The sequence below is a fragment of the Streptomyces sp. NPDC107500 genome (assembly GCF_055582785.1).
In genome coordinates this window covers 892780-917361 of record NZ_JBVJPF010000001.1, presented here as the reverse complement: position 1 = coordinate 917361, position 24582 = coordinate 892780, and the positions used below count along the sequence as shown (strand labels likewise).

Here is a 24582-nt window from a genome sequence, read left to right as displayed (position 1 = left end):
GTATGAGTACCGGGGTACGCCGCAGAATGGGCGTCGAGGAGCGGCGGCAGCAGTTGATCGGCGTCGCGCTCGAACTGTTCAGCCGCCGCTCGCCGGACGAGGTGTCCATCGACGAGATAGCGTCGGCCGCGGGCATCTCGCGCCCGCTGGTGTACCACTACTTCCCCGGCAAACTCAGCCTGTACGAGGCCGCGTTGCAACGTGCCTCGGACGATCTGGCGGCCCGGTTCGTGGAGCCGGCGGAGGGCCCGCTGGGGGCGCGGCTGCTGCGGGTGATGGGGCGCTATTTCGACTTCGTCGAGGAGCACGGGCCCGGTTTCTCGGCCCTGATGCGCGGCGGTCCGGCGGTCGGCTCCTCGACGACCAACGCCCTCGTGGACTCCGTACGGCAGGCCGCGTATGTCCAGATCCTTTCGCACCTGGACGTCACGGATCCGCCCGCGCGGCTGGAACTGGTGGTCCGCTCCTGGATCTCGCTCGCCGAGTCGACGGCCCTGATCTGGCTGGACGGGCGCCGCATCCCGCGCGCCGAGCTGGAGACGCAGCTGGTGCACGACTTCGCCGCGCTGACGGCGGTGAGCGCCGCCTACGACGAGGAGATGGGCGCCCTGCTGCGCCGCGTCATCGAGGCCGAACCGGCCGACGGCCCGTTCGGGGACCTGGTCGGCCGGCTGATCGCGCTGGCGTCCTGAGCCCCTGTCTCAGACCTCGGCCTTGCGGTAGGACGGGTCGAGGTCGCGCACCTCGGCCGACAGGTGCAGGGTGACGCCGTCCCTGGGCGCGACGTGCTTGCGGAGCAGCTCCACCACGGCCTCGGTGAGCCGCGCCTTGGCGTCGTCGGAGCGTCCGGCGAGCAGTGCGATCGACACGTCCACGATGGCGTGCCGCTCCTTCTCGGCGCCGACGGCCTCGTCCTCGCTGCGCAGGACCCGCGTCTTGCAGGCCTCCAGCCGCGCGGCCACCGTCTCCACGATCACCGGGTGCAGGGCGAGGGCGAACTCCTCCCAGTCGACGTCGTCGAGAGACGGGGAACGCTCGATGGTGATCTGCGGCATGGGTGCTCCTGTTCTACGGCGGACAGGAGCACCCTAACCGCAGCGTTCCGCTAGCCCGCGCGGGTGAAGACCGCCACCGTGCGCGCCGGGACCGTGAAGGTCCCCGACGCCTTCGCGTAGGCGGCGTCCCGGACGACCGGGTCCGCTCCGGACGCCTGGGCCGGGTGCAGCCGGTAGCCGGTCCCGGCCGACCCGCTCAGCCGCTGCCGCTGCTCCTGCGGGGTCGCGTTGAAGACGACCACCAGGTCGCCGAGGCGCATGGTGATCACGCCGGGCGTCTCGTCCTTCCCGGAGAGCGGGAAGGAGAGCCGGGACTGCACCTGGCCCGCCGTGGCGAGGGAGAAGTCCCGCTCACCCGTACGGATCCTCAGCAGGTCCTGGTACGCCGCCGACGCCCCGGTGATCTGGGGGCAGCCGACCCGCACCGCGCCCAGCAGGGGTGTGGCGTAGGGCCACTTGTCCTGATTGTCGGCGGCCGGCGGCAGCCCGCGTCCGAAGCCGTTGCCGTCGGCGCAGCTCCAGTGGACGGCGTTGAACCAGTCCCCGCTGTCGTAGGAGTTGCGGTCCAGCGACTTGGAGCGCAGCAGGTCGGTGCCCGCCTGGGAGAGCGCCGGGCCCTGCGAGAGCGCGGCGGTCGCCATGGCGAGGACCTGCATGCGGGCCCGGTCTGCGGCGGACGTGTCCTTCGGCAGCTTGAAGGCGAGCGCGTCGAACAGGGACTCGTTGTCGTGCGCGTCGGCGTAGGCGAGGGCGTCGCCGGGTGCCGCCGCGTATCCGGCGGGGGCGCCGTTGTAGTCGACCTCGGAGCCCTTGACCTCCTTGCCGCCGGTGTCGGTGAAGCGGTATCCGGCGAGGTTCCCGGAGAGGCCGACCTTGATCAGGTCCTGGTAGTGCAGCAGGCGGGCCTTCTGCTCGGCCTCGGTGCCGTTGGCCTGCGAGGAGTTGGGGTCGGTGAACAGGCCCGAGGCGAAGCCCTGGACGCCGGGGTCCTCGTCGAAGGGGCCGCCGCCGCGCACGGCGTCTCGGGCGCGGTCGGAGAAGGTGGCGACGCCGGTGCCGGCCATGTTCTTCTGGGTGGCCTGGGTGAAGCGGGCGTCGTCGGCGACCTCGCCGAAGTTCCAGCCCTCGCCGTACAGGATGATCTTCTTGCCGTCGACGCCGTCCTTCTTGAGGGTCAGCGCGTCGAGGGCCTCGCGGACGGCGAGGATGTTGGCCTTCGGGTGGTGGCCCATGAGGTCGAAGCGGAAGCCGTCGACCTTGTACTCCTTGGCCCAGGTGACGATCGAGTCGACGACCAGCTTGCCCATCATGGCGTTCTCGGTGGCGGTGCCCGCGCAGCAGGTGCTGTTCGCGACCGAGCCGTCGGCGAGGAGCCGCTGGTAGTAGCCGGGGACGATCCGGTCGAGGACGCTGGTCCTCGCCTGACCGCTCGCGGCGGTGTGGTTGTAGACGACGTCCATGACGACGCGCAGCCCGTCGTCGTTGAGGGCCTTGACCATCTCGCGGAACTCGACCGTGCGGGCGGTGCCGTCCGGGTCGGTGGCGTAGGAGCCCTCGGGGACCGTGTAGTGGTACGGGTCGTAGCCCCAGTTGTAGGCGTCCTTGGCGGCGGCCCGGGCCACGCACTCCTGCTGCTTGTCGGAGTCGGCCGGCAGCGCGGCCAGGTCGCAGTCGACGGTGGCCTGGTCGGACTTCTTCTCGGGGATCGTGGCGATGTCGAAGGCCGGGAGCAGGTGGACGTACGAGGTGCCCGCCTCGGCCAGTTCGCGCAGGTGCTTCGAGCCGTCGCTCCGCTTGTCCGTGAAGGCGAGGTAGGTGCCCCGGTGGCCGGCGTCCGCCGTCCGGTCCGCGACGGAGAAGTCACGGACGTGCAGTTCCTGGATCTGGGCGTCCCTGAGCGGCACGGCCCTCGGCTTGTCGTAGCTGTTCCAGCCGCGCGGGGCGAGGCCGGGGTCGGCCAGATCGACGGCGAGGCTGCGCTCGGAGTCGGTGGTCAGGGCGAGCGAGTAGGGGTCGGTGACCTTGTTGGTGACGACCTCGCCCGCCTCGGGCGCCCACACCGTCACGGCGTACCGGTAGGGCTCGCCCTTCCAGGAGCGGGGGCCGGTGACGGACCAGACGCCGGAGTCGTCGTCGCGCCGCATCCGGACCGTGCGGTCGCCGATCTCCACCCGCACGTCCTGCGCGGTCGGCGCCCACAGGGAGAGCGTGGGGCGGCCGTGCCGGAAGACGGCGCCGAGGTCGGCCCCGGTCGCGTCGTCCGCGTACAGGTCGTCCAGCGCGCCGGCGATCTGCACGCCGGTCGCCGCGAGGACGGCGCCGGTGGCGGCGCGCTGGGCGGCGACGACCTGGCCGCGCAGGGCATCGCGGACCCGGTCGCGGTCGCGCGGGTCGACCGACCAGGCGGCGTACTCCTTCAGGTGCGGGTACTTCGCCTTCTGGGCGTCGGTGAGGGCGGTCTTGGTGAGGCGCAGCCAGGTGGCCTCGCCGTCGCCGGTCAGTCTGCCGTTCGCGGCCTTGACCGAGCCGGTGCGGGAGGCGAGCAGCTGGGTGGAGGCGGCGCCCTCGGCTCCGTTCCAGGCGATGGTGTTCCGGTCGATCCAGACCGCCTTGGAGGTGGCGAGGTCGACGGCCGCGGCCGAACCCGCGGGCTGTGGCAGCAGGTACTCCTCCTGGCCGCCCAGCAGCCACACCTCGTGGCCGTCGGCGGTGAGGTCCAGGGCCTGGTCGGTGGGCAGGTCCTTCTCGTCGCCCTTGTGGATGATGTAGCTGAGGCTGGTGGCGCCCTCGGTGAGCGGTACCTCGAAGACCGCGCCGTAGGGGTCGGTCCTCACCGGCTGGAGCGGTTTCGCCCAGTCGGTGGGGTTCGCGGCGCCGCTCCAGACGTGCAGGCCCCAGCCGTCGTAGTTCCCGTCGGCGCGGTGGTAGTTGAGGACGGCCTTGGTCTTGTCCTGGGCCGGGTATTCGGGCCGTTCGGTGACGACCTGCTCCTTGCCCTGCTCGATCCAGACCTCGCCGGTCCGGGTGACGTCGATGGTTCGGTCGGCGGCGACGTCCTTGTCGCCGTCCTTGTCGACGACGAGGAAGTTGACGTCGCTCGCGCCGGGCTTGAGCTTGACGTAGGCGAAGGCGCCGTAGGCGTCCCGGCCGGTGAAGGGGTGGCCGGCCGGCCACTCGGTGGCCTCGCCGTCGGCCAGGTCGCCCCAGGCGTACAGGTTCCAGTCGTCGTAGTTCCCGTCCGCCCGCTTGTAGTGGACGATCGCGTGGTCGCGGGAGGCGGCGGTGGGCGGCTCCTCGACCGGTGGGGTGCCGGTCGTCGAGGCGGCCATGGCGCTCGCGGTGCGGCCCGCCGAGTCGACGGCGACCGCCTTGTAGCGCAGGGCGGTGCCGGCCGGGGTGTCCTCGCCGATGGTGTGGGTGACCTTGTAGGGGGCGTGGTCGGCGGAGCCGAGGGTGCGCCACTCGCCGTCGCCGGTCTGGGCGGCGAAGACGACGCGGTTGAGCTGTCCGCCCGCGACGTCGGCGGTCAGTTCGACGGTGCCGGTGGCGCCGGGGCCGGGGGCGGTGAGGGCGACCGTGGGCTTGGTGGCGGGCTCGGCGAGCCTGCCCGCGGCCTTGAGGACGACGGCCGACCCGGCGGGCACGGTGACCGTGACCTTCTTGTCGGCGCCGGACCTGGCGTCGTCGTCGGTGCCGTAGAGGGCGCGGAAGGTCATGTCCGCCGAGCCGGTGGGGAAGGTGGCCGTCCGCGCCTCGTCGGCGTTGTTGAAGGCGACGACGTACTCGGTGCCGCGAGCGGCGTCGGTGCGCGAGAAGGCGTAGACGCCGGCGCCGTCGGCCGCGTAGCGCTCGGTCTGGACGCCGTCGGCGAGGGCGGGGTGGGCCTTGCGCAGCTTGGCGAGGGTGCTGATCTGCCGGTACAGCGGCGCGTTCGGGTCGTAGGCCGACTCGGCGTGGGTGCGGTCGGTGCCGAGCTGGTCGTCGTCCAGGTAGTCGGCGGTGCGGGAGGCGAACATCGGCTGGCGGGCGTCCTTGTCGCCGCCCGCGCCGGTGAAGCCCTGCTCGTCGCCGTAGTAGACCACCGGGTTGCCGCGGCTGAGGAACATCAGCTCGTTGGCGAGCCGGTCCTTCCTCAGCAGTTCGGCGTCGGTGGCCTCGGGGTCGTCCTGCCGGAGGAAGGTGCCGAAGCGGCCCATGTCGTGGTTGCCGAGGAAGGTGACCTGCTCGTACGCGTTGGCCTTGTCGGTCGTGTACTTGTAGTCGTTGCCGAAGACCGAGGCGAGCTTCCGCGCGCTGCCGCCCTGGGAGGCATAGGCGCGGGCCGCGTCCTGGAAGGGGAAGTCCAGCGTGGAGTCCAGGCGGCCCTCGGTGACGTACGGGGAGGTGACGGAGGTGTCGGCGGAGTAGACCTCGCCGAACATGAAGAAGTCGTCGCGGCCCTTCTTCGCGGCGTACGCGTCCAGCGCGGTCGCCCACTGGGTCCAGAACTCCATGTTGACGTGCTTGACCGTGTCGATGCGGAAGCCGTCGATGGCGAAGTCCTTCACCCACCGCTGGTAGATCTTCTCCATGCCGCTGACGACCTCGGGCCGTTCGGTCCACAGGTCGTCGAGGCCGGAGAAGTCGCCGTACGTGGTGGACTCGCCGGCCCAGGTGGAGTCGCCCCGGTTGTGGTACATCGCCGGGTCGTTGAGCCACTGCGGAACCTTGAGGTTCTTCTTCGCGGCGGGCACGGTCGGTGTGCGCGGGAAGGAGCCGGTGTCCACGCGGGGGAACGCGCGGTCGCCGTCCGCGTAGTCGGCGTCGTCGAAGGGCTTCCCGTCCTCGGTCAGGTAGGGGAAGGCGCCCTTGGAGAGGTAGTCGTACGACTTCTCCTCGTAGTCCACGACGTCGGCGGTGTGGTTGGTGATGACGTCGAAGAAGACCTTCATGCCCTTGGCGTGCGCCTTGGAGACGAGGTTCTTGAGGTCCTGGTTGGTGCCGAAGTGCGGGTCGACCTGGGTGAAGTCGGTGATCCAGTAGCCGTGGTAGCCGGCCGAGGCGTTCTCCCCCGTGCCCTGCACGGGCTGGTTCTTGAAGATGGGCGCCATCCAGATGGCGGTGGTGCCCATGCCCTTGATGTAGTCGAGCCGGTCGGTCAGGCCCTTGAGGTCGCCGCCCTGGTAGAAGCCCTTGTCGGTGGGGTCGTAGCCGGTGGCGAGCCGGGTGCCGGTCAGGCCGCCCTTGTCGTTGCGGGTGTCGCCGTTGGCGAAACGGTCCGGCAGGACGAAGTAGAACTGCTCCCGGGTGAGGTCGTGCCGGGCGTCCGCCTTCGCGAGCTTCGCGTCGGAGGGGGGCGCGGGCGGGGTGTCGGCCCGCGCGGCCAGCGGCGGGAGGAGGGCTGCGGCGAGCGCGGTCACGGTGACGGCCGCGACCCGTCTCACTCGTGCGGTGCGGCGCGCGACAGGCACCGGCCATCTGGGTATCACGGGCGTGAACTCCTTGTGCTGACGGCTCGATCGGGTCCGACCCCGGCGTGACCGTAACGCTGCCGCAAGTCTTGCGGCAAGGGTCGTGAAAGTACCGGTAAGAATTTTCACGACCCTTGCCCATGGGGCGGGTTCAGCAGGCGGACCGGCCCGCGTACAGGGCGAGCGCGGTGTTGGCGCCCAGCGTCGCCGTGAACTGCCCGGAGCCGTTGACGCTCACCGTCCTGCCGCTCTGTACGTCGCAGTACGTCCCGGCGGGCAGCGAGGTCTGGTAGGTGCGGTTCAGCGCGCCCGACTCGTGGTTGACGGCGACGAAGCCCTTGCTGCCGCGCCCGAAGGCGATGGCGTCGTTGCCGTTGTCCCACCAGTTCGTGACCGCCTGGCCGCGGGTGGCGTTGCGGAAGGCGACCATCGACTTGATCTCGGGCCAGGCGTGCTGGCACTTCCAGCCGTTCTGCCAGCAGGCGTCCACACGGCCGCCGTTGGGCGGTCCGGCGTCGGCGTTCGACCACTCGTAGCCGGAGTTGACGTCGGGGGCGCCGTAGGGCCAGGCGAGCATGAAGACGTTGGCCAGCGTGTAGGTGGCGTTGTCCTTGTAGTTGAGCGTGGAGCCGTTGCGCTCGGTGTCGTGGTTGTCGACGAAGACGCCGGAGACGCCGCTGCTCATGTACCCCCAGCCCTCGCCGTAGTTCTTCAGGTAGGCGAGGTTCTCGTTGTTGAAGACGCGCTTGAGGTCGTAGGCGTACCGGAACTCCTGGACGTCCCCGGTGCCGGTGTACTCGCTCGGCTGGACGGCCTCCCCGGCGCCGAAGATGGCCTCCTGCTTCCAGTACACGCCCGGGTTGCTGAGCCGCGACTTGATGTTGGCGAGGTCGGCGGCCGGGATGTGCTTGGCCGCGTCGATCCGGAAGCCGTCGACGCCGAGCGAGAGCAGGTCGTTCAGGTACCCGGCGACGGTCTTGCGGACGTACTCCTCGCCGGTGTCGAGGTCGGCGAGGCCGACCAGTTCGCAGTGCTGGACGTTGTAGCGGTCCTGGTAGTTGGAGATCTGGGAGCGGCAGTCGTCGAAGTCGGGCGACGAGTAGAGCCCCGGGTAGTCGTACTTCGCGTACGTGGAGCCGCCGGTTCCGTGGCCGCCGCCCGCCGACATGTGGTTGACCACGGCGTCGGCGACGACCTTCACACCGGCCGCGTGGCAGGTGTCGACCATGTTCTTGAAGGCGGCCCGGTCCCCGAGCCGCCCGGCGATCTTGTAGCTGACGGGCTGGTACGAGGTCCACCACTGCCCGCCCTGTATGTGCTCGGCGGGCGGGGAGACCTGCACGTAGCCGTAGCCGGCGGGGCCGAGGGTGCTGGTGCACTCCTTGGCGACGGAGGCGAAGTTCCACTCGAAGAGGACGGCGGTGACGTCCTTGGCGCCGGGCGGGGAGGCCTGCGCTCCAGTCGGGGTCATGACAAAGGCAGCCGCGAGAGCGACGGCCGCCGTGAGAAGTCTGCGTGCCATGTGGGGGTTCCTTCTTCTTTGAAGGCTCTTGCTGCAAGCTTCAGCAAGATTGCGGGTGACGCAGATGGTAGAGGCCCGCCGCCCGAAAGGGCAGCGGGCCGTACCAACTTCAAAGAAAAAAACCGTTCGCCGGGCGGCGGCCCGTCAGGCCGTCGTCCACCACACGGTCGTGTCCCCCGGCACCTTCGTCTCGCCGTCCGCCTCGGTCACCTCGTCGCTGGACAGCAGCACGCGGCCGTGGGCGGGCACCGTCACCGACTCACCGGTGGTGTTGGCGACGCACACGAAGTCGCCGCGGCGGAAGGCGAGGACGCCCTCGGGGGCGCGGAGCCACTCCACCGCGTCGCCCGCGCCCAGGTCGGGCTGGTCGCGGCGGGTCGCCAGCGCGGCGCGGTACAGCTCCAGGGTCGAGCCGGGCTCGCCGGTCTGGGCCTCGACGCTCAGCTCGGCCCAGCCCGCCGGCTGCGGGAGCCAGCTGCCGCCCGCGCCGAAGCCGTACGACGTTCCCGTGCGCGTCCAGGGGATCGGCACCCGGCAGCCGTCGCGGAAGCCGTCCTGGCCGGCGCCCCGGAAGTAGGCCGGGTCCTGGCGCACCTCGTCGGGGAGGTCGACGACGTCCGGCAGGCCCAGCTCCTCGCCCTGGTAGACGTAAGCCGAACCGGGCAGGGCCAGCATGAGGAGGGTGGCGGCGCGGGCGCGGCGCAGGCCGAGCGCGCGGTCGCCGGCCAGGCGGATCTGGGTGCCGAGGCCCGCCGGGTTGGCGAAGCGGGTGGCGTGGCGGGTGACGTCGTGGTTGGAGAGGACCCAGGTGGCGGGGGCGCCGACGGGGCGCATCGCATCCAGGGTCCGGTCGATGACGGTGCGCAGCTCCTCGGCGTCCCAGTGGGTGCCCAGGTACTGGAAGTTGAAGGCCTGGTGCAGCTCGTCGGGGCGCACGTAGTTGGCGGTGCGCTCGACGGTCGGGGTCCACGCCTCGGCGACGAAGATCCTCTCGCCGCTGTACTCGTCGAGGATCCGCCGCCACTGGCGGTAGATCTCGTGGACGCCGTCCTGGTCGAAGAACGGCATGACATCGTTGCCCAGAAGCTTCAGTTGCTCATGGGATCCCAGGTCCGGGAGGCCTTCCGCCTTCACCATGCCGTGCGCCACGTCGATACGGAAGCCGTCCACGCCCATGTCCAGCCAGAAGCGCAGGATGGAGCGGAACTCGTCGCCGACCGCCGGGTGCTCCCAGTTGAAGTCGGGCTGCTCGGGCGCGAAGAGGTGCAGGTACCACTCCCCCGGCGTGCCGTCGGGCTCGGTGACCCGGGTCCAGGCGGGCCCGCCGAAGATGGACTCCCAGTCGTTGGGGGGCAGTTCGCCGTTCTTCCCCTTGCCGGGGCGGAAGTGGTACCGGTCCCGGGAGGGGGAGCCGGGGCCCTCGGCGAGGGCGCGCCTGAACCACTCGTACTGGTCCGAGGAGTGGTTGGGGACCAGGTCGACGATGATGCGCAGGCCCAGCCCGTGGGCGTCGCGGATCAGCGCGTCGGCGTCCAGGAGAGAACCGAACATGGGGTCGACGGCCCGGTAGTCGGCGACGTCGTACCCGGCGTCGGCCTGCGGCGAGGCGTAGAAGGGGCTGAGCCACACGGCGTCCACGCCCAGGTCGCGCAGGTACGGCAGACGGGTGCGGACACCCTCCAGGTCGCCCATGCCGTCGCCGTTGCTGTCGGCGAAGCTGCGCGGGTACACCTGGTAGATGACCGCGTCCCGCCACCAGTCGCGGCGCTCCGCGACGGTGGCCGTGGCGGAGGAGGTGACGGAGGTGGGGGCCGGTGCGGCGGAAGGCTGCTGGCTCATGGCGTCCTTGATGTGTAACGGAGTTCCGGTCATGGAGGCATGGGTGGGGGACGAGGCGGCCGGCCGCGGTGCTGCGGGGTCGGATGGGCACCGCGGCCGGACGTTCTCCCGGTCGGGCGTCAGCCCTTCGTGCCGCCGGCGGTGAGGCCGGCCACCAGGTTCTTCTGCACGAGGTAGAAGAAGGCGGAGACGGGTATCGCCACGAGCACGGCGGTGGCCGCCATCAGGTGGCGCTGCGCGTCGTGTTCGCTGATGAAGCTCTGCAGGCCGACCGCGAAGGTGTACTTCGTGTCGCTGAGCATGAACGTCGAGGCGAAGGCCACCTCGCCGAAGGCGGTGATGAAGCTGTAGAAGCCGGCGACCGCCAGGCCCGGCCGGGCGAGCGGCAGGATCAGCCGGAAGAAGGTCCCGAACGGGCTCAGTCCGTCCACCCGTCCGGCCTCGTCGATCTCGAACGGGATGGTGTCGAAGTAGCCCTTGAGCAGCCACGCGCAGTACGGCACCGCGGTCGAGCAGTAGACGAGGACCAGGCCGAGGTAGCTGTCGACGAGCTGGAGGTCGGACAGGATCTGGTACATCGGCACGATCAGCACCGCGATGGGGAACATCTGGGTGACCAGCAGCACCCACATCAGCTTGCGGTAGCCGGGGAAGCGCATCCGGGAGACGGCGTAGCCGGTGGTGGCGGCGACCATGACGCCGATGACCGTGGTGCCCAGCGAGACGATGAGCGAGCTCTTCAGCCACTCGAAGAAGTTCGTGTGCTGGAGCACGAAGGCGTAGTTGTCGAAGGTCATCTTCGACCAGATGCGCCCGGGGTGCAGGTAGTCGTCCTTGTCCGGGCCGAGGGAGAGGTAGACCAGCCAGGCGACCGGGAAGAGCGCGACGAGGCTCGCGACGGTCAGGACGCCGTGGGAGGCGAGGGACGCGGCGCGGCTGCGCTCGCCGCGCCCGCGGACCCGGCGCGGCTTCGCCGCCGGCTCGGTGACCTGCCCGGCGGGAGCGGTGGTCGGCACTGCGGTGGTGCTCATGGTGGCTCCTGCCTCAGATCGCGAGCTGCTGCTCATTGCGGTTCAGCCAGCGGCGGTAGAAGGAGGTGAAGACGATCAGGATGGCCAGCAGCAGGATGCCGTAGGCCGCGGACTGCGCGAAGTCGCGCGGCTGCTGGCCGAAGCCCAGGTGGTAGGCCCAGGTGACGAGGATCTGCGCCTCGGGCGCTGAGTTGCCGAACAGCAGGAAGATCACGGCGAACTGGTTGAACGTCCAGATGATGCCGAGCAGGACGACGGTGGAGCTGACCGAGCGCAGGCCGGGCAGGGTGACGTAGCGGAAGCGCTGCCAGGCGCTCGCGCCGTCCATCTCGGCGGCCTCGTAGAGGCTGTTGTCGATGGACTGGAGGCCGCCGAGGAGCGAGACCATCATGAACGGCACCCCGCACCAGGTGTTCACCATGATCGCGGAGAACCGCTGCCAGAAGGTGTCCTCCAGCCAGGCCGGCGTCGGCAGGTGCAGCCAGTCGAGGGCGGAGTTGACGATGCCGGCGTCGGCGAGCATGAAGCGCCAGCCGAAGACGGTGACGAAGGTGGGCACCGCCCAGGGCAGGACCAGCAGCAGCCGGTAGAGGGTCCGGCCGCGCAGGTTCTGGTTGAGCAGCAGCGCGAGGCCGAGACCGATGAAGAAGTGCAGGCCGACGCAGACGGCCGTCCACACGATGGTCCAGATGAAGTGCGACCAGAAGCGGTCGTAGGCCGTCGGGCCCCACAGGATGTCGGCGTAGTTGTCCAGGCCGATGAACTTGTAGGTGGCCTCGATCTCGTTGACGCCGATCGTGCGCGCCGTGTTGAGGCTGTTGGCGTCGGTGAGGGTGAGGTAGAGGCCGTACCCGAGGGGGTACAGCACGAGGACGCCGATCACGACGGCCACCGGCGCGATCATGGCGTAGGCGTACCAGTACTTCTGGTAACCGTCTCTCAGACGGCGGCCGAGGCCGGGCCGCGGCGTGCGGTCACCGCGGCGCTTGCCGGTCGCGCGGTCGATGGTGACTGTCATGGTTCGGCACCTTCGGGAGCATCGGGCTGGGCGGGACGATCGAGGGGTACGGCGCACCGGCCGCCGGGTCCCCTCCCCCCACGCGGGGGACCCGGCGGCCGTGGACTCACTTGGAGAAGTCCGGCACCAGCTTGGCGATCGCGGCCTCCGCGTCGCCCAGCCCCTCGTCCAGGGACTTCTTGCCGCCGGCGATCTGCGGGAGCTGCTCGTCCAGCGGGGCCCACAGGGAGCCGTACTCCGGCAGCGCCGGGCGCGGCTGGGCGGCGGGCAGGACCGTCTGGTAGCCGGCGATGCCCGGGTCGGCCTTGACCTTGTCGGTGTAGGCGTCGTCGCGGGTCGGCAGCGTCGAGTTCTTCAGGGCGACGGTCTCCTGGGACTTCGCCGAGGTCATGAAGTTGACGAGCTTGAGCGCCGCTTCCTGGTGGGCCTTGTCCGATCCGGCGTACACGGAGAGGTTGTGACCGCCGGTGGGGGCGCCCGCCTTGCCGGTGGAGCCGGCCGGGACGGTGGCGATGCCGAGGTTGTTCTTGTCCTTGAACGCCGAGCCCTTGTAGAAGTTGGTGATCTCCCACGGGCCCTGGACGATCGAGGCGACCTTGCCGCTGACGAACGCCTCCTGGATGTGGGCGTAGGCGTCGGCGGTGGTGTCGGCCTTGTGCAGGCCCTTGCCGTCGAACAGGCCCAGCCAGGTGCCGTACGCCTTCTTCGCCTCGGGCGAGTTGACGGTGATCTTCTTGCCCTCGGCGTCGACCGTGTCGGTGCCCTCGCCGAAGAGGAACGGCTGGCCGTAGTAGCCGGCCGTGGAACCCCAGAAGCCGTCGGCGCCGGTCTTGTCCTTGATGGTGGCGGCGGCCTTCTTCAGGTCGTCCCAGGTCTTGGGGGCCTCGACGCCGGCCTTCTCGAACAGTGCCTTGTTGTAGACGAAGGCGAGGGTGTCGGTGACCAGCGGGACGCCGTAGGTCTTGCCCTCGTACTTGGCCTGCTCGATCAGGTTGGGCTGGAACTTGTCCTGCTCGGCGAGGGCCTCGGTGCCGTCCAGCGGCAGGAAGAAGCCCTTCTTGGCGAAGGCGGGGGTCCAGCCCACCTCGGAGCGCAGCACGTCGGGGGCACCCTTGGAACCGGCGGCGGTGTCGAACTTGTTCTGCGCCTGGTCGAAGGGGACGTTGACGAAGTTGACCTTGACGTCCTTGTTGGCGGCCTCGAACTCCTTGACCAGGGCCTTGTAGGTCGGCGCCTCGTTGGTCGCGTTCGAGGTGTCCCAGTAGGTGATGGTGACCGGTCCGCCGGACTCGCTGTCGCTGTCGCCGTCCCCGCCGCACGCCGTCGCCGCCAGGGCGAGGGACGCCACCAGCGCGGTGGCCGCTATGCCACGCCGCATGAGTTCTCCTTGAGGGTGAAAGCCCGTGTGGTGCAGGGTGCGGGCCCGTCCGCCGCTCCTGCCGCTGCCGACCGCGTCGTTGCTGCCGTCGGGCGACGTGAACGTAACAGCGTTGTAAGCGCGGCGAAAGGTCTTGCAGCAAAAAAGTGCAAGACATCTCCGAAGTTATCCGGGCGTGACCTCCTGGCGACCGTGGTGAGACGCTTGTTTACAGGGGCCGAGCGGTATCCGGCCGGTTGTGCAAGACTCTGCAAGCTCTTGCCGCCACTTTCTCGAGGGAGCGCGATGACGCAGCAGCCCGCGCCGGGCCGTCCAACAGGCCGTCCACGGCGCCCGATCGGTGTGCAAGGCGGCGGCCGACAGGTACAGTCCACCCCTGTGACCACACGGCTTGCCGACATCGCCGCCCAGGCGGGGGTGAGCGAAGCGACGGTCAGCCGGGTCCTCAACGGGAAACCGGGCGTCGCCGCCACCACCCGCCAGTCCGTACTCGCCGCCCTGGACGTACTGGGCTACGAACGCCCCGTGCGGCTGCGTCAGCGCAGCGAGGGCCTGGTGGGCCTGATCACCCCGGAGCTGGAGAACCCGATATTCCCGGCGCTGGCCCAGGTCATCGGCCAGGCGCTGACCCGCCAGGGATACACGCCGGTCCTCGCCACCCAGACCCCGGGCGGCTCCACGGAGGACGAGCTGACCGAGATGCTGGTCGACCGCGGGGTGGCCGGCATCATCTACGTCTCCGGACTGCACGCCGACACCACCGCCGACATGCAGCGCTACGAGCGGCTGCGCGCCCAGGGCGTGCCCTTCGTCCTCGTCGACGGCTTCTCGTCGAAGGTGCAGGCGCCGTTCATCTCGCCGGACGACCGGGCCGCGATGAGCCTCGCGGTCACGCACCTCGTCTCGCTCGGCCACACCCGGATCGGGCTCGCTCTGGGGCCGAAGCGGTTCGTGCCCGTGCAGCGCAAGATCGAGGGCTTCGTCCGCACCGTCCAGGACCAGCTGGACCTCAGCGCGGACATCGTGGAGAAGGAACTCGTCCAGCACTCGCTGTACACCCTGGAGGGCGGCCAGGCGGCGGCCACCGCGCTCATCGCCCGCGACTGCACGGCGGTGGTCTGCGCGAGCGACATGATGGCGCTCGGCGCGATACGGGCGGCCCGGCAGCAGGGGCTCGACGTGCCCAAGGACATCTCGGTCGTCGGCTTCGACGACTCGCCGCTGATCGCCTTCACCGACCCGCCGCTGACGACCGTCCGCAAGCCGGTCCCCGCGATGGGGCAGGCGGCCGTTCGCACGCTGCTGGAGGAGATCGCCGGGACGCCCGCGCCGCACAGCGAGTTCGTGTTCATGCCGGAGCTGGTGGTCCGCGGCTCCACGGCCTCCGCGCCGGGTGAGCGCGGCCGCTCCTGAGCTTTTGCCGCCGCGCGGCCGGATGCGGGCCACAGCGGACGGGGGGATGATCGGTGGGAGATGTCTTTTCTGGCAGACTCCATGCCTATGGGTGACGCGACCGTGAGGACTCCGGAACGCCGTGCAGAGGCCGTTCCGCACCCCGTCACTGAGGGGACGGGGCGGGGACTCCTGCGCCGGCTCCGTACGCCGCGCCGGCCCCGTCTGTGGTTCGAGATCCTGCTGATCGCGGTGAGTTACTGGACGTACTCGCTGATCCGCAACGCGGTGCCGGAGCAGCGGTCGCAGGCGTTGCGCAACGCCGACTGGATCTGGCGGGTCGAGCAGCAACTGGGCGTCGCCGTCGAGGAGTCGGTGAACCACGCCGTGAACTCGGTGACTTGGCTCATCATCGGGATGAACTACTACTACGCCACCTTGCACTTCGTGGTGACCCTCGGTGTGCTGGTGTGGCTGTACCGCAGCCATCCCGGCCGCTACGCCGCGACCCGTCTCGTCCTCTTCGCGACCACGGGCGTGGCCCTGGTCGGTTACTACCTGTATCCCCTCGCCCCGCCCCGTCTGATGAACGGCGGCCGGTTCATCGACACCGTCATGGTGCACCAGACGTGGGGGTCGATGGCGTCCGGCGACCTGAAGAACATGTCCAACCAGTACGCGGCGATGCCCTCGATGCACATCGGGTGGTCCGTCTGGTGCGGGCTGACGATCTTCGCGCTGGCGTCCGTGCCGTGGGTGAAGGTGCTGGGACTGCTGTACCCGGCGCTGACGCTGGTGGTGATCGTGGCGACCGCCAACCACTTCTGGCTGGACGCGGTGGGGGGCGTGTTGTGCCTGGCGTTCGGCTACCTGGTGGCGGCGGCCTGGTACGGCAGCCTGCCGTACGCGCTGCCACGGGTGGCGGCGGCGCGGAAGAAGGGGGCGTGGTTGCCCACGCGGGCGTAGCCGCCGGGCATCACGCGCCCGGCGTCACGCGTAGAACAGCTCCTCCACCACCGCGCGCGCCCTGCGCGCCGTGCGCCGGTACTCGTCCAGCATGTCTCCCGCGTGGCCCGGGCCGTGGCCCAGGTACCGGCCGACCGCGGCAAGCTCGCGCGGGTCGGTGGGGAACGTGTCGCCGGCCCGGCCGCGGACCAGCATCACCGCGTTGCGCACCCGTGTCGCCAGCACCCACGCCTCGTCGAGGATCCCGGCCTGCTCCGCCGGGATGAGCCCGGCGCCGGACGCGGCGGCCAGCGCGGCGCGCGTCCGGGTGGTGCGCAGCCCGGCCTCGGTGTGGCCGTGCCGCAACTGGACCAGCTGCACGGTCCACTCCACGTCGGAGAGCCCGCCCGGCCCCAGTTTGGCGTGCAGCTTGGGGTCCGCGCCGCGCGGCAGCCGCTCGGACTCCATCCGGGCCTTGAGCCGCCGGATCTCCCGTACGTCGTCCTCGCCGAGTCCGTCCGCCGGGTACCGCAGCGGGTCGACCAGCTCGGTGAACCGCCGCCCCAGGTCGGCGTCGCCGGCCACGAACTCGGCCCGCAGCAGCGCGTGCCGCTCCCACACCAGCGACCAGCGCCGGTAGTACGCCTCGTACGACTTCAGCGTCCGCACCAGCGGCCCGGACTTGCCCTCGGGCCGCAGGTCGGCGTCGATCAGCAGCGGCGGGTCGGCGCTCGGCACCTGGAGCAGGCGGCGCAGCTCGGCGACGACCTTGTTGGCCGCGTCCCCGGCCTCCCGCTCGTCGACGCCCTCGCGGGGCTCGTGCACGAACAGCACGTCGGCGTCCGAGCCGTAGCCCAGCTCGTGACCGCCGAACCGGCCCATGCCGATGATCGCGAACCGGGTCGGCAGCGTGTCGCCCCACCCCTCCCGCACGACCGCCCGCAGCGTCCCCGCCAGGGTCGCCGCCGTCAGGTCGGAGACCGCGTCGCCCACCAGGTCCACCAGGGCGCCCTGGTCGGCCTCGACGGGCTGCGCCTCGGTGCCGTAGGAGCCGACGATGTCCGCGGCGGCCGTACGGAACAGCTCCCTGCGCCGCACCCCGCGGGCCGCGGTGACCGCCTGTTCGCCGCCGTCGGCGCGCCGGACCGCGGCCAGCACCTCCTGCTCGAGCTGGGGGCGCCCGCGCGGTGCCAGGCCGCCGGTGGCGCCGTCTCCGAGCAGCGCGACCGCCTCGGGGGCCCGCATCAGCAGGTCGGGAGCGAGCCGGCCGGCGGAGAGCACGCGGGCGAGGTTCTCGGCGGCCGCGCCCTCGTCCCGCAGCAGCCTGAGGTACCAGGGGGTCTTGCCGAGCGCGTCGGAGACCTTGCGGAAGTTGAGCAGGCCCGCGTCCGGGTCGGCGGAGTCCGCGAACCAGCCGAGGAGCACGGGCAGCAGCGTGCGCTGGATGGCCGCCTTGCGGGTGACGCCGGACGCCAGCGCCTCCAGGTGCCGCAGCGCGGCGGCCGGGTCGGCGTACCCGAGGGCGACCATGCGTTCGCGGGCCGCCTCGGGGCTGAGCCGGGCCTCGCCCGGCGCGAGCTGGGCGACGGCGTCGAGCAGCGGCCGGTAGAACAGCTTCTCGTGCAGCCGCCGCACCACGGAGGCGTGCCGCTTCCAGGCGCGCTGCAACCCGACCACCGGGTCGGTGCGCAGGCCCAGGGAGCGGCCGAGGCGGCGCAGGTCGGCCGGGTCCTCGGGCACCAGGTGGGTGCGCCGCAGGCGGTGCAGCTGGATGCGGTGCTCCATGGAGCGCAGGAAGCGGTACGCCTCGTCGAGCTGGGCGGCGTCCGCCCGGCCCACGTACCCGCCCGCGGCGAGCGCCTCCAGGGCGTCCAGCGTGGTGCCGCTGTGCAGGGAGGTGTCGGACCGCCCGTGCACCAGCTGGAGCAGCTGCACGGCGAACTCGACGTCCCGCAGGCCGCCGGGCCCGAGCTTGAGCTGGCGGTCGACCTCGGCGGCGGGGATGTTCTCCACCACCCGGCGGCGCATCTTCTGCACGTCGGCGACGAAGTTCTCGCGGTCGGCGGCCTGCCACACCAGGGGCTGGAGGGCGGCCACGTACTCGGCGCCGAGACCGGGGTCGCCGGCCACCGGGCGGGCCTTGAGCAGCGCCTGGAACTCCCAGGTCTTGGCCCACCGCTGGTAGTAGGCGACGTGGCTGCTGAGGGTGCGCACCAGCGGCCCGTTGCGGCCCTCGGGGCGCAGGTTGGCGTCGACGGGCCAGATGGAGCCCTCGACGGTCGTCTCGGAGCAGATCCGCATCATGTGCGAGGCCAGCGAGGTCGCGGCCCGCAGCGCCTTGGTCTCGTCGGCGTCGCCGGCCGCCTCGCCCACGAAGATGACGTCCACGTCGGAGACGTAGTTCAGCTCGTGGCCGCCGCACTTGCCCATCGCGATCACGGCCAGCCGGCACAGCGCGGCGTCGTCGGGCGCGGCCTCCTCGGCGATGGCCAGGGCGGCGCGCAGCGTGGCGGTGGCGAGGTCGGCCAGCTCGGCGGCGGTCTCGGCGAGATCGATGGTGCCGCACACGTCGCGGGCGGCGATGGAGAGCAGGCAGCGCCGGTAGGCGACGCGCAGCGCGACGGGGTCGGTGGCCTCGGCCAGGCCGCGTTCGAACTCCTCGACGCCGGGGTGCAGGTCGCGGGGCTCGTAGGTGACCAGGGCCTGCCAGTCGCCGGCGTGCCGGGCCAGGTGGTCGGCGAGGGCCTCGGAGGCGCCGAGCACGCCGAGCAGCCGGTCGCGCAGCGGCTTGGCCGCCACCAGGGTGTCCAGCAGCTCCCGGCGGGCGGTGTGGTCGGGCTGCGCCTCCAGGAGCCGGACCAGGCCGTGCAGGGCGAGGTCGGGGTCGGCGGTGGCGCCCAGTGCCTCGAGGAGTACGGGGTCGGAGCGGACCTCGGTCAGCTCCGCGCCGTCCAGCAGTTCCTCGGCGGCCGAGGGATCGGTGAAGCCGTGCCGCAGCAGCCGTGTGAAGGTACTGCTCCTGCGCCCCGGCGCCGTCATCTCGGCCTCCTGTCGGACCTGCTGGGATCAAGGTCGTACGGCCCGAGCGTAACCGGACTGCGACTGCACGGCACCGAACAGACCGCGTCCCAGCCGGGAAGCCGTTAGCTTGAGAGGCACCGCGGTCGGCGCCCGAGCCGACACGGAAGCCGAAGGAGTCATGCCATGGACTTCACCCTCGAGGTCATTCCGCTGCCCGTGAGTGACATCGACCGGGCCCGGGACTTCTACCGGGACAAGGTCGGCTTCCACGTCGACATCGACCAGGAGGTCATGCCGGGGATGCGCATCGTCCAGCTGACGCCCCCGGGCTCCGGCTGTTCGATCGCTCTCGGTGACGCCATCTGGGACATGGCGCAGGGGCAGACCCGGCCGGAGCCCGGTTCGTACCAGGGCCTCCAGCTGTGCGTCGCCGACATCAAGGCGGCCCACGCCGAGCTGTCCGGGCGCGGCCTGGACGTCTCCGAGCCGGTGCAGTACGCGCCGGACGACGGCGCGACCTTCATGTACTTCAAGGACCCGGACGGAAACGGCTGGGCGGTCCAGGAGTACCGGCGCCGGGTGGCGGAGCCGCTGCACAAGGTGCTGGCGGACCAGCGCCCCCAGGGCTGACCGGTGCCGTGCCGCCGTCTCAGCCGGTCTCCCGCCAGCGGTTGGTGACCGGCAGGCGGCGGTCCTTGCCGAAGCCCTTGGCCGAGATCTTGGTCCCCGGCGGGTACTGCCGCCGCTTGTACTCGGCGGTGTCCACCATGCGCAGCGTCCGCGTCACCAGGTCGCGGTCGAACCCGGCGGCGACGATCTCGTCCGCGCCCCGGTCCCGGTCGACGTACAGGTCGAGGATGGCGTCCAGCACGGGGTAGTCCGGCAGCGAGTCCGTGTCGACCTGGCCGGGGCGCAGCTCCGCGCTGGGCGGCTTGGTGATCGAGTTCTCCGGGATCGGCGGGGTCTGCCCGCGGGCTCCGGCCGCGCGGTTGCGCCATTCGGCGAGGCGGAAGACCGACGTCTTGTACACGTCCTTGATGGGCCCGTACGCGCCCACCGAGTCGCCGTACAGCGTCGAGTAGCCCACCGCCAGTTCCGACTTGTTGCCGGGCGCCAGGACCAGGTGGCCCTCCTGGTTGGAGAGCGCCATGAGCAGCGTGCCGCGCAGCCGGGACTGGAGGTTCTCCTCGGCCAGGCCGGTCAGTCCCAGCGCGCCCATGTAGGCGTCGAACATGGGCGCGATCGCGACGGTCCGGTAGTGCAGGCCGGTGCGCCGCGCCAGCTCGGCCGCGTCGTCCTTGGAGTGCTCGGAGGAGTACCTGGAGGGCATCGACACGCCGTACACGTGCTCCGCGCCCAGCGCGTCGCAGGCGATCGCCGCGACCAGCGCGGAGTCGATGCCGCCGGAGAGGCCGATCAGCACGGAGCGGAAGCCGTTCTTGGTGACGTACGCGCGGAGTCCGGCGACCAGCGCCGAGTAGACCTCCTCGTCGTCGTCCAGCGGCTCGGCGCGGCCGCCGGACAGCGGGGTCCCGTCGGCCGGTACCGGGTCCTCGGAGAGCACGACGCGCTCGATGCGCAGGCCGTCGTCCACCACGCCGGCGGGCGCCTCCGGCTCGGCGGCCGGCAGGTCGAGGTCCAGGACGACGCACTCCTCGGTGAACTGCGGGGCGCGGGCCACGACCGCCCCGTCCCGGTCGACGACGATCGAGTCGCCGTCGAAGACCAGCTCGTCCTGCCCGCCGGTCATGGCGAGGTAGGCGGTGGTGCACCCGGCCTCCTGGGCGCGCTTGCGCACCAGTTCCAGCCGGGTGTCGTCCTTGTCGCGCTCGTACGGGGAGGCGTTGACGGAGAGCAGCAGTCCGGCCCGTGCCGAGCGGGCGGCGGGCACCCGGCCGCCGTCCTGCCACAGGTCCTCGCAGATGGCCAGCGCCACGTCGACGCCCCGCACCCGGACCACGGGCATGGTGTCGCCGGGCACGAAGTAGCGGAACTCGTCGAAGACGCCGTAGTTCGGCAGGTGGTGCTTGGCGAAGGTGAGCGCCACCTCGCCGCCGTACAGCACCGCCGCCGCGTTCTGCGGGGCGCCGGCCGGCTGGCCGTACTTCGGCTGGGCGGTCGCCGAGCGGTCCAGGTAGCCGACGACCACCGGAAGGCCGCCGAGGCCCTCCTCGGCGAGGCGCGCAGCGAGGGCGCGCAGGGCGGTGCGGGACGCCTCCACGAACGACGACCTGAGGGCCAGGTCCTCGACGGGATACCCGGTGAGCATCATCTCGGGGAACGCCACCAGGTGGGCTCCCCGGTCGGCGGAGTGCCGGGTCCAGCGCAGGACCGCCGCCGCGTTCGCGTCGAGGTCGCCGACGGTGGAGTCGATCTGGTTCAGGGCGAGTCGTAGTCGAGGCACCCGCCCAGTGTAATCGTCAGAACGACACAATGGGGTGACGTGCCGGTGTCCGCCTCATGTCCGGGGCTTCGCGCCCCGCTCCGCCAGCAGGTCGGCCATCAGCCGGATCTCCGACTCCTGCGACTCCACCATCCCGCCGGCCAGGCGCTTCTCCACGCCGACCGTGCACTTCTCGACGCAGCCCCGGGCCATGTGGACGCCGCCCTTGTGGTGCTCGGTCATCAGCTGGAGGTAGTAGACCTCGGCCCGTTTCCCGTTCAGCGTCCCGAGTTTCGCCATCTCGGCGTCGGTGGCCATCCCGGGCATCAGGGAGCCCTCACCGGCCGACGGCGCCCCGCCCATCCCCATCCAGCTCATCGGCGGGTCGGACGACACCTTCGGCAGCCCCCACAGGTCGAGCCAGCCGATCATCATGCCCCGCTGGTTGGCCTGGGTCTGCGCGATGTCGTACGCGAGCCGCCGCACCTCCTCGTCGTCGGTGCGGTCGCGCACGACGTACGACATCTCCACGGCCTGCTGGTGGTGGACCGACATGTCGCGCGCGAACCCGGCGTCCGCGGAGTCGGCGGACGGCACCCGGCTCGCCCCGTCGTCGCCCGCGACGGCGTAGGTGATGCCGCCGGCCGCGACGAGGACCGCGGCGGCGGCCCCCGCGGTCCAGCCGGCCCGTTTCGGTGTCACTGGGAGAGCCCGTTGGTGCACGCGGCCCCCGGCTCGGGGGTCTGCTCGCCCTGGACGAACTTCTCGAAGAACTTGTCCACGTTCGGGTCGTCGGCGCCCGTCACCGTGCGCTGGTGGCCCCAGGCGGTGAGCATGATCGGGTCCTGCTGCTTCTCGTCCGGGCTCATCAGCGAGTACGGCGTCTTCTTGACCTTGGCGGCCAGCTTCTCGACGTCGGCCTTCGGGGCCGCGTCGGTGTACGTCACCCACACCGCTCCGTGCTCCAGCGAGTGCACGGCGTTCTCGTTGTTCAGCGGCTTGGTGTAGACGTCGCCGTTGCAGTTCATCCAGACCTGGTTGTGGTCGCCGCCGACCGGCGGGTCCACGGGGTAACTGACCTTCTTGGTGACGTGGTTGCGGGCCAGGTCGCCCTTCCAGGTCTTGACCCCGTCCTCGCCGGTGACGAACTTGCCGGAGGTCTTGCCGTCGGACGCGGTGTCGTCGGAGGAGTCGTCGGACTGTCCCCGGACGAGGAAGACGCCGCCGACGACGAGACCGGCGACCACCACGGTGCTGACCGCGATCGTGAGGATCCGGTTCCGGCGCTCGCGCGCCTCCTCGGCACGCCGCATCTCGGCTATGCGGGCCTGTCGCGCCGTGTTGCTGTTCTTCTTCGCGGAACCCATGGGGTGCAGCCCTTCTGGGAAGTCTTCTGCCATCGAGCGGGGTGGCCGGGTCCGCTGATCGTAAGGGTGGAGGGCCGCTCCTTCGTAGGGAGATCACAGGATCCGCCCCGGCCGGATCCCCGGAATGGCCCGATCGAACAGGTGGCCTCTACGCTGCGGTCATGGGGTGGGCCGGCCGGCCGGGGTCCGCAACGCATTCGAAACGGCGCTGTGGTGTGATGCTCGGGTGCGGGGCCGCCTCCCGCCGTACCGGAGACAGGCGGCCTGACCAGCGAGGATGGGGATACGGAAGATGGACAAGCAGCAGGAGTTCGTGATCCGGACGCTGGAGGAGCGCGACATCCGGTTCGTACGCCTTTGGTTCACGGACGTGCTGGGCTTCCTCAAGTCCGTCGCCGTGGCCCCCGCCGAGCTGGAGCAGGCCTTCGACGAGGGCATCGGCTTCGACGGCTCGGCCATCGAGGGCTTCGCCCGGGTCTACGAGTCCGACATGATCGCCAAGCCCGACCCGTCGACCTTCCAGGTCCTGCCCTGGCGCGCGGAGGCACCCGGCACGGCCCGCATGTTCTGCGACATCCTGATGCCGGACGGCTCCCCGTCCTTCGCGGACCCGCGCTACGTCCTCAAGCGCGCCCTGGCCCGCACCTCCGACCTGGGGTTCACCTTCTACACCCACCCGGAGATCGAGTTCTTCCTGCTGAAGGACAAGCCGGTCGACGGCTCGATCCCCACCCCCGCCGACAACTCCGGCTACTTCGACCACACCCCGCAGAACATCGGCATGGACTTCCGCCGCCAGGCGATCACCATGCTGGAGTCGATGGGCATCTCGGTGGAGTTCTCGCACCACGAGGGCGCGCCGGGCCAGCAGGAGATCGACCTGCGCTACGCGGACGCGCTCTCGACGGCGGACAACATCATGACGTTCCGCCTGGTCATGAAGCAGGTGGCGCTGGAGCAGGGCCTCCAGGCCACCTTCATGCCGAAGCCCTTCTCCGAGTACCCGGGCTCGGGCATGCACTCGCACCTCTCGCTCTTCGAGGGCGACCGCAACGCGTTCTACGAGTCCGGCGCGGAGTACCAGCTCTCCAAGGTCGGCCGCTCCTTCATCGCGGGCCTGCTGCGGCACGCGGCGGAGATCTCGGCGGTCACCAACCAGTGGGTGAACTCGTACAAGCGCATCTGGGGCGGCTCCGAGCGCACCGCCGGCGCGGGCGGCGAGGCCCCCTCCTACATCTGCTGGGGCCACAACAACCGCTCCGCGCTGGTCCGCGTCCCCATGTACAAGCCCGGCAAGACCGGCTCGGCCCGCGTCGAGGTCCGCTCCATCGACTCCGGCGCCAACCCGTACCTCACCTACGCCGTCCTGCTGGCCGCCGGCCTCAAGGGCATCGAGGAGGGCTACGAACTCCCGCCGGGCGCGGAGGACGACGTCTGGGCCCTCTCCGACGCGGAACGCCGTGCCCTCGGCATCGAGCCCCTCCCCCAGAACCTCGGCGAGGCCCTCGCCCTGATGGAACGCAGCGACCTGGTCGCCGAGACGCTCGGCGAACACGTCTTCGACTTCTTCCTGCGCAACAAGCGGCAGGAGTGGGAGGAGTACCGGTCGCAGGTCACCGCCTTCGAGCTGCGGAAGTCGTTGCCGGTGCTGTAGCGGGGCGCAGCCCCAGGCCAGTGGCCTGGGGCTGCGCTGCTTCGGCCGGCCCGGGGTGCTGATGGCCTGGTGGGCGCGGCCCGGTCACAGGGTGAGCAGGACGCGGCCGGCGGCCTCCGGATCGGCCAGCGGTCTGAGGGCGAGGCGTACCAGGACGAGCGGGTTGTCGTCACCGGCGATGCGGTTGGCGCTCAGCTCGCCGCATGAGACGCACTGGTGGATGATCACCCACTCGCCGTCGGTACGGACCGACATGCCCAGCGCCTCCATCCGCCCACGGCAGTCCGCTGCGCGGTCGCCGGGGATCCTCCGGTCGACGTGCAGGCTGGCCAGGCAGTTCGGGCAGTGGTTGCGGTGCGCGGTGCCGGGGGCGCCCAGGGAGACGTCCAGCCGGCAGGACACGCAGCGGAAGCCGTCGGCCCGGTGGCCGCCGCCCTGGGCGTGCGGGACGTCCTTGTGCCGCTGCGGGCGGCGCCGTCCACGCCGGCTGCGATTGTTGCGTGACACGGTGGTGCTCCTTTCCTGTC

General features: G+C 71.0%; 17 protein-coding genes. 5 read left to right on the top strand and 12 right to left on the bottom strand.

Features of this window, described 5'->3' with window-relative positions:
• Nucleotides 1-26 precede the first annotated feature (26 nt).
• Nucleotides 27-692, top strand: a complete 666-nt coding sequence (locus ACZ67M_RS04025) for a TetR/AcrR family transcriptional regulator (RefSeq protein ID WP_185832360.1) — start codon at nt 27-29, stop codon at nt 690-692.
• Between the two features lie 9 nt (nt 693-701).
• On the opposite strand, the gene ACZ67M_RS04020 is transcribed toward ACZ67M_RS04025, so the two are convergent.
• The 7 genes from ACZ67M_RS04020 to ACZ67M_RS03990 all read right to left on the bottom strand — a co-directional run bounded on the left by ACZ67M_RS04020 (nt 702) and on the right by ACZ67M_RS03990 (nt 13293).
• Entirely contained in the window at nt 702-1055 is a 354-nt protein-coding gene (locus ACZ67M_RS04020; protein WP_361355411.1) for a 5-carboxymethyl-2-hydroxymuconate Delta-isomerase, read from the bottom strand.
• 50 nt (nt 1056-1105) lie between these two features.
• Nucleotides 1106-6523: a pullulanase-type alpha-1,6-glucosidase gene (gene pulA / locus ACZ67M_RS04015; protein ID WP_469849467.1), complete on the bottom strand. Its 5418-nt coding sequence runs from the start codon at nt 6521-6523 to the stop codon at nt 1106-1108.
• 133 nt (nt 6524-6656) lie between these two features.
• Nucleotides 6657-8027, bottom strand: a complete 1371-nt coding sequence (locus ACZ67M_RS04010) for an alpha-amylase (protein ID WP_469849465.1) — start codon at nt 8025-8027, stop codon at nt 6657-6659.
• 144 nt (nt 8028-8171) lie between these two features.
• Nucleotides 8172-9866 carry a glycoside hydrolase family 13 protein gene (locus ACZ67M_RS04005; RefSeq protein ID WP_392009001.1) on the bottom strand — a complete coding sequence of 565 codons (1695 nt, stop codon included), beginning with the start codon at nt 9864-9866 and terminating at the stop codon, nt 8172-8174.
• Between the two features lie 119 nt (nt 9867-9985).
• Nucleotides 9986-10897: a sugar ABC transporter permease gene (locus ACZ67M_RS04000; RefSeq protein ID WP_469849464.1), complete on the bottom strand. Its 912-nt coding sequence runs from the start codon at nt 10895-10897 to the stop codon at nt 9986-9988.
• Between the two features lie 13 nt (nt 10898-10910).
• Nucleotides 10911-11915, bottom strand: a complete 1005-nt coding sequence (locus ACZ67M_RS03995; RefSeq protein WP_385803603.1) for a carbohydrate ABC transporter permease — start codon at nt 11913-11915, stop codon at nt 10911-10913.
• Nucleotides 11916-12021: 106 nt separating this feature from the next.
• Nucleotides 12022-13293, bottom strand: coding sequence for an extracellular solute-binding protein (locus tag ACZ67M_RS03990; protein WP_361355401.1), 1272 nt, complete (start codon nt 13291-13293; stop codon nt 12022-12024).
• Between the two features lie 378 nt (nt 13294-13671).
• On the opposite strand from ACZ67M_RS03990, the gene ACZ67M_RS03985 reads away from it, so the two are divergent.
• Both ACZ67M_RS03985 and ACZ67M_RS03980 read left to right on the top strand, forming a co-directional pair.
• Nucleotides 13672-14706, top strand: coding sequence for a LacI family DNA-binding transcriptional regulator (locus ACZ67M_RS03985; protein WP_361355399.1), 1035 nt, complete (start codon nt 13672-13674; stop codon nt 14704-14706).
• An 87-nt stretch (nt 14707-14793) separates the two neighbouring features.
• Nucleotides 14794-15651 carry a phosphatase PAP2 family protein gene (locus tag ACZ67M_RS03980; RefSeq protein ID WP_361355398.1) on the top strand — a complete coding sequence of 286 codons (858 nt, stop codon included), beginning with the start codon at nt 14794-14796 and terminating at the stop codon, nt 15649-15651.
• A 24-nt stretch (nt 15652-15675) separates the two neighbouring features.
• Here the strand turns inward: ACZ67M_RS03980 and ACZ67M_RS03975 are convergent, their stop codons facing one another.
• Nucleotides 15676-18669, bottom strand: a complete 2994-nt coding sequence (locus ACZ67M_RS03975; RefSeq protein WP_385803607.1) for a bifunctional [glutamine synthetase] adenylyltransferase/[glutamine synthetase]-adenylyl-L-tyrosine phosphorylase — start codon at nt 18667-18669, stop codon at nt 15676-15678.
• Nucleotides 18670-18834: 165 nt separating this feature from the next.
• Between ACZ67M_RS03975 and ACZ67M_RS03970 the strand changes: the two genes are divergently transcribed.
• Entirely contained in the window at nt 18835-19281 is a 447-nt protein-coding gene (locus tag ACZ67M_RS03970; RefSeq protein WP_161332153.1) for a VOC family protein, read from the top strand.
• Nucleotides 19282-19300: 19 nt separating this feature from the next.
• Here ACZ67M_RS03970 and ACZ67M_RS03965 read toward each other — a convergent pair whose 3' ends face one another.
• Genes ACZ67M_RS03965 through ACZ67M_RS03955 form a run of 3 tightly spaced genes read right to left on the bottom strand, consistent with a single transcriptional unit; the run spans nt 19301 to nt 22401 of the window.
• Entirely contained in the window at nt 19301-21055 is a 1755-nt protein-coding gene (locus ACZ67M_RS03965) for an NAD+ synthase (protein ID WP_385803610.1), read from the bottom strand.
• A gap of 54 nt (nt 21056-21109) precedes the next feature.
• Nucleotides 21110-21736 carry a DUF305 domain-containing protein gene (locus tag ACZ67M_RS03960; RefSeq protein ID WP_392008988.1) on the bottom strand — a complete coding sequence of 209 codons (627 nt, stop codon included), beginning with the start codon at nt 21734-21736 and terminating at the stop codon, nt 21110-21112.
• A complete protein-coding gene (locus ACZ67M_RS03955) occupies nt 21733-22401 on the bottom strand; it encodes a DUF3105 domain-containing protein (RefSeq protein ID WP_450730882.1) in 669 nt (222 codons plus the stop codon). The genes ACZ67M_RS03960 and ACZ67M_RS03955 overlap by 4 nt, the downstream gene beginning before the upstream one ends.
• Nucleotides 22402-22693: 292 nt before the next feature.
• On the opposite strand from ACZ67M_RS03955, the gene glnA reads away from it, so the two are divergent.
• Nucleotides 22694-24055, top strand: coding sequence for a type I glutamate--ammonia ligase (gene glnA / locus ACZ67M_RS03950; protein ID WP_122620453.1), 1362 nt, complete (start codon nt 22694-22696; stop codon nt 24053-24055).
• A gap of 84 nt (nt 24056-24139) precedes the next feature.
• On the opposite strand, the gene ACZ67M_RS03945 is transcribed toward glnA, so the two are convergent.
• On the bottom strand, nt 24140-24562 hold the full coding sequence (locus tag ACZ67M_RS03945) for an RNHCP domain-containing protein (protein ID WP_361355389.1): 423 nt from the start codon (nt 24560-24562) through the stop codon (nt 24140-24142).
• Between the last annotated feature and the right edge of the window lie 20 nt (nt 24563-24582).

Excerpts from the sequence above, each read along its gene's own strand:
- ACZ67M_RS04025 (WP_185832360.1), top strand. The coding sequence starts at position 27 with ATGGGCGTCGAGGAGCGGCGGCAGCAGTTGATCGGCGTCGCGCTCGAA.
- ACZ67M_RS04020 (WP_361355411.1), bottom strand. The coding sequence starts at position 1,055 with ATGCCGCAGATCACCATCGAGCGTTCCCCGTCTCTCGACGACGTCGAC.
- ACZ67M_RS04010 (WP_469849465.1), bottom strand. The coding sequence starts at position 8,027 with ATGGCACGCAGACTTCTCACGGCGGCCGTCGCTCTCGCGGCTGCCTTT.
- ACZ67M_RS04005 (WP_392009001.1), bottom strand. The coding sequence starts at position 9,866 with ATGAGCCAGCAGCCTTCCGCCGCACCGGCCCCCACCTCCGTCACCTCC.
- ACZ67M_RS04000 (WP_469849464.1), bottom strand. The coding sequence starts at position 10,897 with ATGAGCACCACCGCAGTGCCGACCACCGCTCCCGCCGGGCAGGTCACC.
- ACZ67M_RS03995 (WP_385803603.1), bottom strand. The coding sequence starts at position 11,915 with ATGACAGTCACCATCGACCGCGCGACCGGCAAGCGCCGCGGTGACCGC.
- ACZ67M_RS03990 (WP_361355401.1), bottom strand. The coding sequence starts at position 13,293 with ATGCGGCGTGGCATAGCGGCCACCGCGCTGGTGGCGTCCCTCGCCCTG.
- ACZ67M_RS03980 (WP_361355398.1), top strand. The coding sequence starts at position 14,794 with ATGGGTGACGCGACCGTGAGGACTCCGGAACGCCGTGCAGAGGCCGTT.
- ACZ67M_RS03975 (WP_385803607.1), bottom strand. The coding sequence starts at position 18,669 with ATGACGGCGCCGGGGCGCAGGAGCAGTACCTTCACACGGCTGCTGCGG.
- ACZ67M_RS03970 (WP_161332153.1), top strand. The coding sequence starts at position 18,835 with ATGGACTTCACCCTCGAGGTCATTCCGCTGCCCGTGAGTGACATCGAC.
- ACZ67M_RS03955 (WP_450730882.1), bottom strand. The coding sequence starts at position 22,401 with ATGGGTTCCGCGAAGAAGAACAGCAACACGGCGCGACAGGCCCGCATA.
- glnA (WP_122620453.1), top strand. The coding sequence starts at position 22,694 with ATGGACAAGCAGCAGGAGTTCGTGATCCGGACGCTGGAGGAGCGCGAC.